At 39.7% G+C, this 16674-nt stretch carries 15 protein-coding genes; 11 read left to right on the forward strand and 4 right to left on the reverse strand.

The genetic code is table 11. The features are described 5' to 3' along the window. Nucleotides 1-65 precede the first annotated feature (65 nt). The 4 genes from BacF7301_RS17720 to BacF7301_RS17735 all read right to left on the reverse strand — a co-directional run bounded on the left by BacF7301_RS17720 (nt 66) and on the right by BacF7301_RS17735 (nt 2148). Nucleotides 66-464, reverse strand: coding sequence for an ACT domain-containing protein (locus tag BacF7301_RS17720; RefSeq protein WP_167964877.1), 399 nt, complete (start codon nt 462-464; stop codon nt 66-68). Nucleotides 465-495: 31 nt separating this feature from the next. Continuing rightward, nucleotides 496-1224 carry a DUF3990 domain-containing protein gene (locus BacF7301_RS17725; RefSeq protein ID WP_167964879.1) on the reverse strand — a complete coding sequence of 243 codons (729 nt, stop codon included), beginning with the start codon at nt 1222-1224 and terminating at the stop codon, nt 496-498. Further along, nucleotides 1218-1499, reverse strand: a complete 282-nt coding sequence (locus tag BacF7301_RS17730) for a DUF3791 domain-containing protein (protein WP_167964881.1) — start codon at nt 1497-1499, stop codon at nt 1218-1220. The genes BacF7301_RS17725 and BacF7301_RS17730 overlap by 7 nt, the downstream gene beginning before the upstream one ends. 130 nt (nt 1500-1629) lie before the next feature. Beyond that, on the reverse strand, nt 1630-2148 hold the full coding sequence (locus tag BacF7301_RS17735; protein WP_167964883.1) for a hypothetical protein: 519 nt from the start codon (nt 2146-2148) through the stop codon (nt 1630-1632). A 617-nt stretch (nt 2149-2765) separates the two neighbouring features. Between BacF7301_RS17735 and BacF7301_RS17740 the strand changes: the two genes are divergently transcribed. The 11 genes from BacF7301_RS17740 to BacF7301_RS17790 all read left to right on the forward strand — a co-directional run bounded on the left by BacF7301_RS17740 (nt 2766) and on the right by BacF7301_RS17790 (nt 16370). Then, nucleotides 2766-3353 carry a DUF3575 domain-containing protein gene (locus tag BacF7301_RS17740; RefSeq protein WP_167964885.1) on the forward strand — a complete coding sequence of 196 codons (588 nt, stop codon included), beginning with the start codon at nt 2766-2768 and terminating at the stop codon, nt 3351-3353. Nucleotides 3354-3360: 7 nt separating this feature from the next. Next, nucleotides 3361-4884 carry a DUF3868 domain-containing protein gene (locus BacF7301_RS17745; RefSeq protein ID WP_245208263.1) on the forward strand — a complete coding sequence of 508 codons (1524 nt, stop codon included), beginning with the start codon at nt 3361-3363 and terminating at the stop codon, nt 4882-4884. A 79-nt stretch (nt 4885-4963) separates the two neighbouring features. Then, nucleotides 4964-6502: an Mfa1 family fimbria major subunit gene (locus tag BacF7301_RS17750; protein ID WP_167964887.1), complete on the forward strand. Its 1539-nt coding sequence runs from the start codon at nt 4964-4966 to the stop codon at nt 6500-6502. Nucleotides 6503-6505: 3 nt separating this feature from the next. Next, nucleotides 6506-7474 (forward strand): FimB/Mfa2 family fimbrial subunit, encoded by a 969-nt coding sequence (locus tag BacF7301_RS17755; RefSeq protein WP_167964889.1) that lies wholly within the window; start codon nt 6506-6508, stop codon nt 7472-7474. A gap of 37 nt (nt 7475-7511) precedes the next feature. Continuing rightward, nucleotides 7512-9965, forward strand: coding sequence for a fimbrial protein (locus BacF7301_RS17760; RefSeq protein ID WP_167964891.1), 2454 nt, complete (start codon nt 7512-7514; stop codon nt 9963-9965). A 43-nt stretch (nt 9966-10008) separates the two neighbouring features. Continuing rightward, nucleotides 10009-12279, forward strand: a complete 2271-nt coding sequence (locus BacF7301_RS17765) for a DUF4906 domain-containing protein (protein WP_167964893.1) — start codon at nt 10009-10011, stop codon at nt 12277-12279. Nucleotides 12280-12306: 27 nt separating this feature from the next. Then, complete coding sequence (locus tag BacF7301_RS17770) at nt 12307-13098, forward strand: DUF1566 domain-containing protein (RefSeq protein WP_167964895.1); 792 nt, start codon at nt 12307-12309, stop codon at nt 13096-13098. A gap of 54 nt (nt 13099-13152) precedes the next feature. Next, nucleotides 13153-13536, forward strand: coding sequence for a hypothetical protein (locus BacF7301_RS17775; protein ID WP_167964897.1), 384 nt, complete (start codon nt 13153-13155; stop codon nt 13534-13536). 52 nt (nt 13537-13588) lie between these two features. Further along, a complete protein-coding gene (locus BacF7301_RS17780) occupies nt 13589-14485 on the forward strand; it encodes an AraC family transcriptional regulator (RefSeq protein WP_167964899.1) in 897 nt (298 codons plus the stop codon). 194 nt (nt 14486-14679) lie between these two features. Next, on the forward strand, nt 14680-15891 hold the full coding sequence (locus BacF7301_RS17785) for an AAA family ATPase (RefSeq protein WP_167964901.1): 1212 nt from the start codon (nt 14680-14682) through the stop codon (nt 15889-15891). Between the two features lie 2 nt (nt 15892-15893). Continuing rightward, on the forward strand, nt 15894-16370 hold the full coding sequence (locus tag BacF7301_RS17790) for an RloB family protein (protein WP_245208264.1): 477 nt from the start codon (nt 15894-15896) through the stop codon (nt 16368-16370). Nucleotides 16371-16674 lie beyond the last annotated feature (304 nt).

Here is a 16674-nt window from a genome sequence, read left to right on the forward strand (position 1 = left end):
TGGTGACTATGAAATCTCAACTCTATATTGAATAGCCATCACCTAATAGATTATTCAAAATGAAATTATTTCTGAAGTTCAAGAATAGCACTTAGTGCTTGTTCTGCTTTCTCCCTAGGTACAAAAATATGGTCGTGATAATATGCTGCCACAACATTTGCGCTTATATTTTTCTCTGCAAGTTTAGTTGAAAATGCTGCTGTCAGCCCTACCGCATCTAAACTTGAATGTACATTCAGAGTAATAAGCTTATAAACGGATTGATAACCTATATCTCTGTTCACAGCATCTTCCTGGTCAATAATTAAGGTAATGCCCTCTTTCTCATGGAAAATGCCGATTGGGGTTAATTCGCTGATTTGCTCCCAATCTAAACTAGGGAAAAAGCAGAAAACAAAATCACGTTCATCCAATATCGGTTCTATATTGGATAATAATATATTTAAATCTTTAATGCCTGCCATAATATTCGAATTGTTAGGATTCATATTTATTCTAACCTTGTCTCTTTTGTAATTCTCTTATTAATTCATCTACAATATACGCATCACTCATCAAATATAAATCCCCAAGACGATGGATAATACGCTGATAGATTTCACTATTATAGAATATATCAAGTGCCTGCAAACTGGAAATGTGTAGGCGGATAGCAAGCAACTCTACAATACTATAATATTTGCCTTGCATTACAATATCAGCATTGGGAATTTCTTTTGAGAAAGACGGGAAAGGCAAAAGTGTAGCGTCTACAAAATGTAAGTGTTCGTCAATTACTTTTTGGTTCGTAATACAAATTTGATTGTTAGGTTCTTGATGACTCAAACGTGATAATGCTTCTTCACGAGTATAGTCACCACGCATATAGAGGTCGATAGTACGTATCACGCGGTCGTCTGCTATACCGCCTTCTATTATGTCATAGTCCTGCCATATAGCGTTTCCTTGTCTACACGCTACAACAAAATCCAACCAATGTGCATCATATGTGGTAAAGTGTAAATAATGATAAGGAGAGTTACGACAAGCGTCTATATCCAGTGAATAAATATTGAGCCATACGCTATTTTCATGACGAATATCAGCTGTGCGAAGTGCCCAACGAGTTGCCTGTTCCTTTAAATTTGTAAGATAGAAGCCTATTCCGAAATCAAGATTCGGCCGGCATACTCCGGCTAACGGTTGTTCTACACGGTAAGTAGAGCCATGGTAAACAGTTAACATGACTTATCTCCTTTTTGTTGTGTCGAAACTTGAAAAGGGCGATAATCTTCCGGTAACCATTGCGGATCACGATGATAGATATATTCTAATAAAGAATCTACTATGTATGCTTTGCCTTGGGTATGCAAAGTATCATAAAAAGCATTTATATAGCCGTCTATGGCACCTAATTCCTTTAGTTTGTTATATACATCCGAACTATAACGTCCTAATCGTTCGGCTGTATTCTCTATACAATAGATGATAAACTCTAACTGCTTTTCTTTAAGGGTCATATTATTTTCTCCTTTCTTTTCTTAATCAATTAGCGAAAAAGACTAATATTAGCAAAGATAAAAAAGTTCCTTCTTTCTTCCAATTTTTCTGTATAGTATATCATATACATTAGTGAATATTAAAGCAAACTCAATATGCATTCATTATTGCTTTCTCTTCTCTCACCAACTTTCTCCACCTTTGAAATGCCCTTATTAAACTTTCTTCTTGTACCAGTTCCGTTATTTCATAGTGTTCAACGAATTGCTCCATCGACTTTTTGAACATCACTCCTTTATTAAACTTATTATCCAATAGAAAAGAGTATAATTCCGCCTTCATTTCTGTTTCTATTTCCTTTTCTATAATTGATGCGCTGTCATGTCCGATATAATTATAGACTTCCGGATTCTTCCCATAACGTGGTTGGGGCAATATAAAACAAATATTTCCAGTCTCTTTCCATGAAACGTTTGGTGGGTGAGGAACAGATAGTTGGTGAAGGAAGTGATAAACGGGAGCAATATGGGGGAGATGGATAGGGATAAGTCGTTGCGAAGGAGAAGAGGAGTGAGACTGATTCTCTAAATCGGGTTCTAAACTCTGCCCGTATCGGACATACATGTATCTAGCCAAATATGGCTTGATAGTAATTGTAACTGTAACCATGGGAAATTTCTTGAAGTTTGTAATAAAAAAGTATATATGAGCAGTCCTTTCGGACTACGAATTCCGTTTTGTTTATTGAGAATATTCCCATGGTTGTCGGGACGGAATTCTTTTTTATAATAAGTTGATATACAACACTCTACATATACTGATTTTGGTTTAAAACCAAGGAGCCGTTCCTTTTAAAGGAACGCCCCGTTGCTCACCGAGGAACGACTTGTCCCTTTTAAAGAAACGGATGATTCCTTAAAATCCGGGAACAAAACTAGTCGTAATATTCTGTTTTTTCAAAATGGATAGTTGACGTTTTAAATGATATATGTAAATATACGTAACCGATTTATCACATCGTTTGTTTTGCGCGTGTATATATACTCTGTATGTCACAAAAGTTAACCGAATAAATAAGATAATGATTTAACAATGTTTACCAGATAAGCCTTTTTCGAGGAGTAACAAACTCTCATATTGAGTGATTATGAAATTATTTTGAACGAAATTTCGGAATCAATGTGCAATTTCAGAACGTTTTATTTTTATATATATTTCTTTTGTAAATTTGCAGTGTTAAATAATTAAATGAGCATAAACAAAGAAACACTCAATATACACATTTAATGAAGATAAAAGGCATAATAATTCTACTTTTCATATTTTGGGGAAGCATCTTACAATGTTCAGCTCAGAAGGCAGCGGTAAAAACAAACCTGTTTTACGGTATATATTCAAGTTCGCCTAATATAGAAGCCGAGTTCGGACTTTCACCGCGTAGTACGATAGAACTGGGCGGCGGCTTTAACTTGTTTACATCCGGCAAGTCGTCTGCAAACAAGAAGCTGGTACATTGGCTCGGTTCGGCAGAATATCGTTATTGGACATGTGAAAGGTTCAACGGACATTTTTGGGGAATACATATATTAGGCTCCCAATACAATATAGCAGGTCATCATCTGCCACTTCTATTCGGAGATGATTCCGGTCAATATCGTTATGAAGGATGGGGAATAGGTGGAGGTATATCGTATGGCTACCATTTTCTTCTAAGTAATCGTTGGAGTCTCGAAGCGAATATAGGCATGGGATATGCCCGGTTGCATTACGATAAGTTTCGATGTGAGACTTGTGGTGAAAAGACCGGAACGGAAAACCGCAACTACTTTGGGCCGACTAAAGCTGCAATCTCACTTATATTTCTCATAAAATAATAGAAACATGATAAAAGTAAAATCAACCTTATGGTTACTGACCATATTACTACTGGCTTCACCCTTATTATATGGAGAAAACCTACCAGATAAATGGTACACGGGAACCATACAACCAAAAGCTCTTGAACTACAACAAGTAGGAGACTCTTTACACATTCAAATGCTTTACGACTTTGATAAGATAAAAGTCAGTTCCAATCATTCTATAGAATTGATACCTGTATTGATTGCCGGAAACCATCAGATGGAATTACCGGAGATTTCTCTCAAAGGTCGTAATAATTACCAAAATTTGAAGCGCAAACTTGCTTTGATGAGTACATTGGAACGTGACTTATACCAGTCGGAAGCTCCATACCATATATTAAAAGGATACGGAGCAACTGGAAAAGAACAGGTTCGGTATTCGTTGGTAATACCATTCGAATCATGGATGAAGGATGCGCGCCTGGATATAAAGAAAGAGGTAATGGGTTGCTGCAAACCGGGCAAATTGTTATCAACATTCCCTCTTTTCAGCACTATTGCTTTGGAGCAGTTTTCAATTCCATATCAGGTTATTCCGCACATCAGTTACGTCCAACCCCAAGTTGAACCTATTAAAAAACGTGAGATGGCATGTGAAGTGTTTTTGGATTTTGTCGTTTCTAAAACTGACATAAAGCCGGATTATATGAACAATCCGTCTGAGTTGAAAAAGATAGCTTCCATGCTTGCAGAAATGAAAAGTGATACAACTATATCAATTCGTGGAATATCAGTCATCGGTTATGCTTCACCGGAAGGCTCTTTCTTGTTTAACAGACAACTTTCCGAAGGACGTGCGAAAGCACTTGTAAATTACCTGCTCCCCCGTTTCTCTTTTTCAAAAGAATTATATAAGGTGGAATATGGTGGTGAAAATTGGGCTGGACTACGTAAAATGGTAGCTGAATCTGACATGCTGGAGAAAGAAGGCATTCTTCATATCATTGATAATATACCGGCTTCTATAAATTATAATACAAATACTAGCCGTAAAAAATCATTGATGCTATATAAGCAAGGTGAGCCTTATCGGTATATGCTACACGAGTATTATCCACATTTACGAAAGGCGATATGTAAGATAGAATATAATGTTCAGAATTTTAATATAGAACAGGCAAAAATACAGCTTCATAGCCGACCGCAAGATCTGAGTCTGAATGAAATCTATCAAGTAGCTCTTACTTATGAGAATGGTTCGCCGGAGTTTATAGAACTGTTTGAAACAGCCGTCAGAATCTTTCCTGACGATGAGGTTGCTAACTTAAATGCCGCTTCGGCTGCGCTTTCACATGGAGATACAGTATTAGCAGAAGAATATCTTAAGAAGACAAAGATAGCCGTACCTGAGTATGAAAACACAGTGGGAGTGTTACACTTATTGAAAGGGGAGTATAAACAAGCAGAGGTACATCTCAATAAAGCTGCCGAATCCGGATTAAGACAAGCACGTCTCAATCTTGAGGAATTGGCAAAAAGGAGAGTAATATCCAAACAATAAGCAAACAAAACTATTGATTTTTTTATTTACTATCATTTATAATTATCATTTCATTTACAACATTTAAACATTTAAAAAGATGAAAACAAGAAGTTTTCTATTATCGACGTTGGCAGCTTTTATGCTTGCCGGTTGTAGTAGTGAGGAAGCAGGGGAAAACAACATTCCGGGTGATGACCTGAATGGCAAAGCGTATCTGTCGCTGTCGCTAAAAAGTCATTCAGCTACTACAAGAGCAGCAACAGCAACAAAACCGGGTAGTGAAGGGGAAAGTCACGCGGGGAATGTAACTGTTCTATTATTTGACAAGGATGATGTATGCCTTGATGTGGTTGACTTTAATAATGCTGAAGTTGGAAACAGCGGAGGAGAAGGGAATCCACCTGCTGCCGCCAGTGATGTTAAACTAGTGCCGGAAAAGACTGAGAAAGTATTTGTGGTTATCAACCCTTATAGTGCTGGGTGGGATTTATCTAAAGATGCCGTAAAGGGTAAACCTTGGAACACGATTAATGCTGCTATTGATGCGACTATTGCCAATGTTACGGGCAATAAGAATTTTATGATGGCGAGTGCAGGCACCACCGATGCTGGAGCATTAACGGATGTAAAGTCGAATGTGGTTAAAGTTACTCCGGAGAATGAGGCTACGGCAAAAGATCAAGCAAAAGCTAATCCTGCTATAATTAACGTAGATCGACTGAGTGCAAAAGTAGAGGTTGCGGTTAAGTCACCGGACTTTACAAAACCTGAGGGTTCCAGTTTTACTTTCGGTGGTTGGGAATTAAGTGTTACCAACAAGAGCGTAAAGCTATATAGTGACCTTATCACTTATGCTAATGCTACGGAAGGAGCTGTTTACCGTCGGGATAAAAACTATTTGCTTGGCGAACAGCCTACAGGTGGTGAAAGCGCTATGGATGCGGCATTCGATTATCTGAAAAACATCGATAGTCAAGATGGTGTTATTCCTGATGTTGCACAAACAGACGGAGCAAGTCGTTACTGTCTTGAAAATACTATGGATGCTGAAGCACAACAATTAGGTTTTACCACAAAGGTGGTAGTAAAAGCCCAGTACACCCCTAGTGGCTTAACTGAAAATAGTAGTTATTTCTCTTGGAAAGGCAATTATTATACATTGGAAGGGCTTCAAAAGGCATACAAAGAAACTACTGGCGGTGGACTGAAAACGGATTTGCCTATATTCTTAAAAAAAGCAGGTATCGTGGAAGAGGGTGTTTCGGACATAGATAAAGCCATTGAAGAGCTTACTACTAGTAATTTTAATGAAAAAACCGGTATTATCGGACGTTTCTGTGCCGTACGTTACTATCACTCATCTGTTTGCTATTATGATGTCTTGATTCGTCATGACCAGGCTATAACAACCAAAATGGCTTTAGGTAGATACGGTGTAGTACGAAACAACTGGTATCACCTTGAACTTCAGAGTGTGAGCGGTCCCGGTACGCCGTGGATTCCCGACCCGTCCGATCCTGATCCAACCAATCCTACACCACCGGATACCGACGATGATGAAGCAGATGCTTATCTCTCTGTACAAATCACTATCAATCCATGGACTTTTTGGACACAAGGTGTTGATTTACATTAATAGATGGAAATAAAAAGACACATAGAGAAATACAAAATAATCCTTGCCGCTTTTATGGCGGCAGGGATTACCGGTTGCGATGTTCTTCATGATGACTTCAGCCAGTGTGACCTTTTTCTTGAATTCCGCTATGACTATAATATGGCAAATGAAGATTGGTTTGCCAAACAAGTGGAAGAAGTAAAGGTTTATGTGTTTGATGCAAAAGGGAGTTATATACAAACATTCACCGAAAATGGCAGTCCACTAAAAAGTCCGGGCTACCGTATGCAGATACCATATCGGTTGAAAGGCTCTACGGCTGTAGTATGGGCTGGAAAGACAGATAGCTTTTACTCATTGCCGATAATGACTGCGGGCGACCCGATAGATAAATTGATATTGAAATATGAGCCGGAAAATAACATAAGTAATAATCACCTTGATGCGTTATGGCACAGTGGACCCTTACAAATGTTTTCATCGGAGAATATCAGCAATACAGAAACCGTCAGCTTGATACGAAATACCAATGATATAACGATAGGTATTACACAGGGGAATACCCTGGTAGATATTTCGAAATATGATATACAACTAATTGCAACAAACAGTTCTTATAACTATAAAAATAATTTTGGAGATAAGAACAAGACCATAACTTATTGTCCTTGCCTTGAAGCGGAATACGACAGGGCATCTTTCCAAACCCGGATTCACACGCTCAGGCTTGTTGAGGATGGTGATATGACTTTTTCCATCACAGAGAAAGTCTCAGGAAAAGCGATAGATATCGGAGGAAAAACAACCATAAACCTTATTGACTATTTGTTAATGAGCAAACCGGAAATGATGAGCGAACAAGAATACCTCGACCGCAGATACGAATGGGATATCAACATTCGAATCGGAGATAAGGAAGAGAATGGCTACATTGCATTGAGTATAACCATCAATAATTGGACCTATTGGTTCCAACCAACAGATATGTAAATCGTTTCTTTGAAACGGGATTTAGGCACGATTAAGAATGAATATAACTATAAATATAAAATTTTCGGCAGTTGTCTTGCTTTTGACCATATTTGCCCTGTTTACTTACTCTTGTACAAAAGAGAACGAAGTAGCAGGCGCACGTATTTACGAAGGAGAAAAGATACCGATGAGTATTAAAATGGGGACGCGCAATACTATCACCGACGAAGATGAAGTTATAAAATCCGTACGTGCAATTGTGTTTAATGATAAGAACGAACTGGTATACAATGACGTTTCTGACGCTTCCATAAATGTCGATGGCATATACACCGCTTCTATAAGAGCGGCACAGGGATATAACAACATTTACATCATCTGCAATGAAACACCGGAGCTTACCGAAAAGCTCGCTGCCATTACCCTGGAAAATGAAATAGAAAAAGTGACATTCTCTGCCATAGGTATCGTTGCTCCTCCGCCCATGTATGGAAATGTGGCACGTGCCTATGTGGAATCCCGCAGCGACGGAAAAAACGCCACGGTTACAATCAATAATATTACAATGACGGAACTGCCGGTTAAGGTAAACCGTATGGTATCCCGCATCAAATTTACAGCAATTAAAAATATCGCTAATGAGAATGAGGATTTTAAAGTAACCAAACTGAATGTTAAAGTATGTCGTATGCCAGTTGCCACTCCTATAGGAGAAGGGCAGGCATATACGGAAGATATTTGGTCGGATGACCTTACTATCCCGGGAACTGGCGAACTCAATAATAATGGTACATATATAATAAATGGAGATAACTACACCATACAAGACGGGGTGGATTTTATAACAACTCCCGCTACTTATATTCCCGAACATATATTGTCCGACCCTCAAAATGCATCACACGCAACCTATCTTAAAATCGACGCGCAATGCGTGCTTAAAAACGGAAGTGCGCAGGTGCTGAACTGCGTTTACCTCTTGAATATCGGTCAAGAGCCTCCCAAAAACTATAACCTGACGCGAAATAACCATTATCAGATATATGCCACCATTACCGGTATGGGTGCAATGGGGTTATATGCGGAAATAGTGGCAATGGAGGAACATGATATCACCATCAACTGGAAACCTATTGACGGACTGGTCATAGTGAGTGACAAGGCGGCAGATTATGACGCAGTTGCCGATACATCCAGAAATGTAAATATCTGGAATGATGTCAGCGTTTATTCAGGTATACTGAAAGCATATCATTCAGAGACGGGATATAAGGATGTATTGTTCAAATATGGCAGCCTGATAGCCGTGCACAGCGGCACAGGTGCGGGTGAGGAGTTTATAGCTCCTTCCAATGCCAATGCATTGAACGATGTACTCTGGTATCCCGGTTCATACGATCCCTTAAGCATCAGCGGGTGGACAGATATTCCTTACCTAAACACAGACGGAATTCCTGCAAATAACACCGTAGACCAAGTTAAAGCCGGGGTGGGAGATCCCTGCAAGCTGGCCGGACTTTCCGAAACCCAGATCAAGGCTCAAAACATTGTGGATAACGGGCAGTGGCACATGGCTACTCAGAATGAGAACCAAGCCCTGATAGAGGCGTCGGATAACGAGAATAGTTCATACGGTTATCCTTCTTTCCATTGGCTGCTTTCCCCGCATAACCGGTATAGAGACGCGAGCGGTGTATCTCAGGGGGACCGTTCCAATGGAGGGTATTGGACCGACGACGCTTCAGTATTCGAATTCTCCGGTAATAATCCATCGGGGGCGGGTTTCCAAAGCGGCAAGGACAGGCAAAGCGCCTATATGATCCGCTGCGTGCGCAATGAAATACCGGAAAGCAAGATAGAGTCAGGTAATGGCTCCAGTCCTACTTACCAGGGAAGTGAAAACGGTACAAAAGCTTTTTTCAGCATTAAGTCTAATGTGCCTTATTGGACAGCAACGCTTGTCACGGGAGAAGGTGCGGGAACAGCGGATCCGAACGATTTCTCGTTCGTATCGGATGGCACCATCGTACATACGACCCACGGAAGCAATACGGAAAATATCCCTGTATACGTCAAACGTAAAGAAAGCGCTTCACCGCGTTCATTCAGAGTGAAGGTGGAAGGGGTCGGTTTGGACGGACAGACAAGAAGCATATTGCTCACCGTCTCGCAAAGCGGATATGATTTACGTGCTACTACCGGATTAAGTAGTCTGGGTAATATACCTCAAACGGGAGATACTTATACGGTGAATATCCAGCTTACCCCGACGGATATCTCCATACCTGCCGGAGAACTGTTTTTGCAGGTTGTTTATGGAGGCGTCCAAAAGTGTCTCAGTACTAAAGCGGATACTGAACCGAATACGTATAGTTATTCTGTCTCGGTAACAATTCCTGAGAACAGCAGCCCGAGTTCTATCAATCTTACTGTTAATATTCTACTAGCGAAAGATACTGGAGTGACGGTTCCTCTCGGCAGTCCGTCAATTACGCAAAACGGCTACTGATGGCTTCTTCCTGGATGAAAACTTGATAATAAACATATACGATATGAACCTAAGAACAAAATATGAAAGGTATTTCCGGACAGTCTGCACCACCTTGCTGTTACTGGCGTTCGTGGGCTGTGCAAAAGATAAACTGGTAGAGTACGGTCCCGGTGACGCTACCGGTAAGGTGGTTATGGTCAGCCTGAAAGTCGGTATTCCCCCCGCTGTAGAGCCTGCGTCAACGAGCGGATATTCCGCCGCTAAGTCGCTTTTCAGGGATAGGAACGATTCCGGGTTGCCGTTTACAGTGGCTTTGGAACAGGGACAAGAACCACATGAGGTAACTACCCGGGTATCTGACGGCACGACCAAGTTACACAACCTTTGGCTTTTCCAATTCGATGAGCACGGTTCCATTAAGGGAAATCCTCATAAACTGAGTGATGCAGTAACAGCCATAAATGATTTGATGACGATAGATGTCCCCCTCGTAGTATCAGAGAATCAAACCTTGTACCTGTTGGTATTAGGCCCTAAACTTAACTATGATATGAGCGGAGTGAGCACTCTTGATGAACTCAAGAATTGGAGTTTTGACTATCTTATTAATGTAGAAGGGCATACCCAATCGCTTATCACCGCAGATGATGAGGTACCGCTGGCCGGAGAAGTGTCAGGTGTCACTGTGGTGGACATCGACGGTGGTAAGCGTGGTCTGGTAGAATACAACAAACCGGCCGGGTTTGTAGGAGGCATCGAAATCGAGAGGTTGATGGCACGCGTTACCTTACGTTACAAGTTCGAGGTGGAAAATTACCGGTTACAAGGTTTGAAACTGCTGAATGTAAACAATACCATCCGGCTCACCAATCCTGATAAAAATACCGATGCGGATACATACGCCACATTTGAAATGGATCAGTTGGGTGAGCCCGATTCCAATGGATATTACTCGGCAACATGGTATGTGGCGCAGAATCGGCAAGGGACAGTTGCAACTATTCTGAGTGAAAGCCAGCGCTACTACAAAGTGGTCAATAAGACTCCTTCAGGTGCTGCGCCGCCACTGGGTACGCAGATAGAGGCATGGGCATACCCTACTACCGGAACAAACGAATACGCGATCTACCAGATGTATGTTGGGAATAATAACACCGATAACTTCGATGTGGAACCCAACCATTTTTATAATTTGCGTACTGCCATAAACGCAGAGATAAACTCGGCAAAGAACGATGAACGGATCAGGGCATATACCACCAGCCAGTATGTGGAATTTTTTTCCAGTTCTAACGTAAAGTCTTCCGGGGCGGGGTTCAGCTACACCCAGTACAACAAATCGGGTGTCACTTATGACCTGGATGCAGCTTATAGTGTCCGCCCGATAGTTATACAGACTCAAGGAAGGAAAGTGGAAGTGGAAATATATACTGACGCAGGTTGTACGCAGAGAGCCGATAAGGGAAGCAGTTGGCTCCTCCTGTCTTCCTCTTCCAACTATACGGATGCATTCAATAATGTTAAAGAGCCATTGGATACTCGTGTTACGGCAAGTTCCATACTTCCCACTCAGGTGAAGTTTTATCTCTATAATAAGGAATACATTTATGATGATGACGGCAAACTGGTTGACCCGGGTGAATCCGATAAATTAGGAAAGCGTTCTTTATACATTAAAGTAACTACTATGCCAGAGGGTGAAGGAGAAACATTGCAAACTTTCCATATATTTAGACTAGACCAGCGCCCGGCAGTATATGCCGGGTGTTTTGGAGGAGAAAGAGACACTGACGGAAACTATACAATGGGATTGGTGCATGACAGACCGCAACGTAGTGTATACCAGTATGACGTATCATCGGGTAAAGTGGAATATGGTTACGATGGGATTGTGACAGCTGATTATTCATACGGAACGGATGACGTGTATTATGGAAAAAACGCGACGGTAAACCTGGCCGAGAATATAAAGAACCTTACTTGGAGTGGTTATATACCTGTTCCGCAGAAAGATGCTTCCGGACATATATTGCTATATCAATATCAACACCCCGCTAGTACATTTTCTGCAAGGGCTTGCTATGATAAGAACCGAGATGAAGATGGAAACGGACGAATAGAAGGGGAGGAGTTAAAATGGTATTTACCGGCATCCAATCAACTGATTGGCCTCTATATCGGCAGTCTATTAGATGCCAGCAGCGGGCAAACAATTACAGAAGATGGAAGTACTTATGCCAAAAGGTGGTATTACGGGCTTAACACTTACAATAAGACTGAGGGTGGTGCAAGGTGTGTAAGAGACATTCCTCTCCCTTCCGTTACTTATTAATGATAAATTGAAAATATAAAGAATAAAATGAAAAGAATAACTGTCATAATCTTCGCGTCCCTTTTTATCTTGCTAAAGGGATATTCCCAGACAATAGAAGTCTATGGAGATTCAAGGGGAAACAGGTATGCGGCTATTAATTCGAAAGATTTGCCGAAACAAAGGATCAGAGATAAAAGTGCTGTCTTTTATAACAACATTCAATTATACGAGTACACCCCGACTGGTCAAGATACGAATCCTATTATTGATACTAATGGCAACCCTGTTTATGCGGACAGGATTATCCGGCATATAGATAGCATGTATGATGCAGGCAAAATCAATAAGACTGTATCTGCATTTTTTATAGTCTCTCCGGATATCGTATATAGCGATGGCAATGATAGCGACGGAAAAGACAGTGGAACGCCAACAATGAATTGGGCTACAGCAAATGGCTATCTTGCTACGGCAAACAGTAATAGTTATAGTACGGAGAAGAATATTGCTGTTCCCAAGGGATGCGCAATGTATCGGGGGAAAGACGGTCAGGACGCTCCGGGAACATGGCGGATACCTACACTGCGTGAAGGAAGCCTGATTATGATTTATTATAAGGAATTAGAGGCCACAACTACCCAAGGTACCGATTGTAAAGCATTCGCCTTACCTGGCAAAGAATCAACCACCTATTGGTTAGCGACGGAAAATACAACTTCTTCTCAAGCATGGTCAATGACAATTTATCCTGATGCGACAAGAGTGAAATATAAGTCTGTCAGAGATCTCTCCAAGGCAAGCTCCTATTATCTCCGTTGCATCCGGGATATAGAATAGAAATATAAGTTTGCTCATTCATTTACAAAAGATACAAAATAACCGATCAATCAAATGAAAACGATAAAAGCAGAAATATTAATGATTGAAGGAGCGCCGTTTCCTGTCATCAAAAAAATATATGATCCTTCAAATGAAAGATGTAATGGGACCATTACACCGGAAGCTCCCATTGTTATCATTGGTCACAATCTGGATATGCTGACATGGGAAAGTACCAATCTATACCTTGTCTCTTCCGTAAATGACAGAATGTTGATAGAATGTGGTGATATCCATAAATATTCGGACGATAAGGTTTATATGACAGTTCCTGATATTAATGAAGGTGAATATTTCCTGGCACTGATGATTTTGATGAAAGATAAAGAAAGTTTTTTATACATCTTTCCCATATCTTTGGTGGTACAGTTTGCTCAATCGAAATGGCACGACTGACATCCGTATGATAAAAATAACGGCAAACAACATAATTGATAAATAGCAGTCCATGAAAAAGAACCAGCCATATAAGCAGGATAAAGTATTCGATAATATATTGGAAACAGAAGAGTTTAACGTCTATACTAAAATAGACGATTTACCTCTTGATGAAAATCCTATGTATCTTGATGAAGGGATAAATGGGATATGCACGGGAGGAAGTGCGTTATTCAATGTTTTTGGTAATAAACGACGGATTGTTTCCAATGATCTGGTAGTCATTTTCCCTTTTCAGCTGGCTTCTGTCACGGAGATTAGCAGTGACTTTTCAATGATGTTTCTAAAAGTACCCAAAAGCCTGTTTATGGATACAATAAGCGGGATATGTATACCTACGCTTGATTTCTTTTTCTATATGCGGACAAATTTCAGCACTCCGCTATACGATGAAGAGTGCCAACGTTTCATTCACTTTTGCAATATTTTGATTTATCGCATCAACTTGCCTCGCAACTTATTCAGACGGGAGTCTATCATGCAGTTATTACGTGTTTTCTACTGGGATATATATGTGGCTTATAAAAGAAATCCGAAAGCTACCGAATTAGTAAGATATACCCGCAAGGAAAAACTTTTATTCGACTTTTTTTGTCTGGTGATCGAATTTCATACCGTAAGTCGGGATGTTGCGTTTTATGCGAAAAAGATGTGTGTGTCCGCCAAGCATCTTACAATGGTAATTACAGATATGAGCGGTCGTTCGGCAAAAGACTGGATTATAGAATATTCCCTTCTTGAAATAAAGGCTCTTTTACGGGATTCTAACCTTGAAATAAAAGAAGTGGCCTCACGCACGAACTTCCAGTCGAACTCTGTTATGACAAGATTCTTTCGTGAACATACCGGTATGACTCCGTCTGAATACAGGGAGAGAATTTACGTTAAAAATGAAATTGATTTATAATTAGTTGAGTTATATACGAAATACCGCCTGTGAAGGTCGTCTATTGTTTGTTTTGTTTGTGTGGTGCACCTTCTTCCGAGAGTAGGAAAGGAGGTGCACCTTTTTTATAGCTAAAAAAGAATAGATTAAAATGTGGAATAAATAGTTTAAAATGCTATATTTGCGAAATAGTCGCATTTTTAATATATTGGAGTATGATTTTAGAGTTTAAGTTTAAAAATTTCAGATCAGCAAAGGATTGGCAGATATTAAGTTTTGAAGCCTCTGCAGATAAGGTTTCAGAAGAATATTACTGTACCACTATCAACGATACGAAAGTATTAAAACTCGGTATCCTCTATGGAGCTAATGCTTCAGGAAAGACTAACGTGTTGCTAGCACTTGACTTCATACGAAAAATAGCCATTTCGCCTAAGATAAACAAGATGCAGCCTATCGGGTTTACTCCGTTTCTCTTGGATGATACGACAAAGAAAGAATGTGGAGTATTTGAATTGACTTTTTTTGTAAACAATATGAAGCATATCTATTATCTTGAAGTAGATAATAGTGCTGTCCTAAAAGAAACACTTAAATATTATCCCGGTAAGCAACCTGCCGAAATTTTCTCCCGAGAGACCATTAATGGAATCACTCATATCCGATTAGGAAGCAAAGTCAAACTCAATGTGGCCGAGCAGGAAAAGTTGCAGGTAAATACACTTAGTAATATGAGTGTTGTTTCAGCTTATGCTACAGCTAACTTTATGTTTCCTGAATTAGAACGTGTATATAACTATTTCCTGAAGCAGTGGTTGCCTATACTCTTGCCCCAAACGGATTTGAAAACATGGACAACAGGAGAAATGGAAGCAGAGAAGGAGAACAAATCCTTTTTATTAGATTTGCTACACCGTGCAGATTTTAATATATCCGGTTTTGATGTTCAACAAAACGAGAAAAATAAAAAAGATACGGATTTGATATTTGAACATACGATTGTAGCCAATGGAACATCTTCTGTTCATTACCTGCCTGATATACTTGAATCAGCAGGAACAATACGCTATTATGGTTTGGGAACTATTCTGAATATATTGCTTGAAAGAAATGCTATCATACCTGTTGATGAACTTGAGAATTCGCTGCATCCGGATTTATTTGCCCATTTCATCAACTTATTTTTGGTTAATTCGACTTATTCGCAGCTGATTTTCAGTACGCATAATCTCCAATCATTAGACACCGAGGATTTACGTAAAGATGTAGTCTGGTTTACAGAAAAAAAGGATGATGGTTCAACAGACCTGTTTTCACTTGATGACTTCAATATTCGCAATGGCGTTTCGTTTCTCAATGCATATAATGCAGGGAAATTTGGCGCCAAACCAACGCTGGGCGGTATTTTTATTCCTAAAAAACGATAAGTATGGCACGCGAAAAAAGAATAAAAGAAATTCGGAAATCTTATGCGATTATCGGTGAAGGAATCACAGAGTTTTTCTATTTTGATGGATTTCGTAATGTTGAAAAGGACCTATTGAAGAAGTTCAATGTTACCCTAAAACCTGATAAGCCCAAACATCCTGACTACAGTGATATCATAACGAAAGCTCAATCGCTATTAGCGAAAGAGTTTGATGTAGTTTTTTGCTTGATTGATATGGATTATATCAATGCTGATAATGTACGTAAACAAGCCTATGATAAGGAGAAGTCATCATGCATCAAGGCATACAAAAATGAGATTTATTTCATAGAGAGTAATCCTGCCTTTGAATTTTGGCTATTATTACACTTTGTCTTTACCGACCGTCAGTTTCGTAACTGTGACGAAGTAATTACAGAGTTGAAAAAGAATGGTCGTCTTGAAAAGTACGAAAAAAGCATTGAGTATTTTTCTTAGAAAAACTTATATCTCCAACTCAAAGAAAAACTAGAATCTGCCATAGATCATGCACGTAGCATCTCCATTGATATAAACAATCCGCACACTTCATATTCAAGGGTATTTGAAGTGTTTGAAGAACTATTACAGAAGAGATAGATAAACTATCGTTTCAATTCTATCTGACAAATTAAGTAGCTTAATTTAATTTGAGTCAGGAAAATACAGTGAGTACAAAACAGAATGTTTTTCGTCTTATCTATAAGTAAAAATATAGACTGGAATGAAAAGCCGACTGAAACAACGAATATTTGCACTTTCT

The organism is Bacteroides faecium, from assembly GCF_012113595.1.
GTDB classification, from domain to species: domain Bacteria; phylum Bacteroidota; class Bacteroidia; order Bacteroidales; family Bacteroidaceae; genus Bacteroides; species Bacteroides faecium.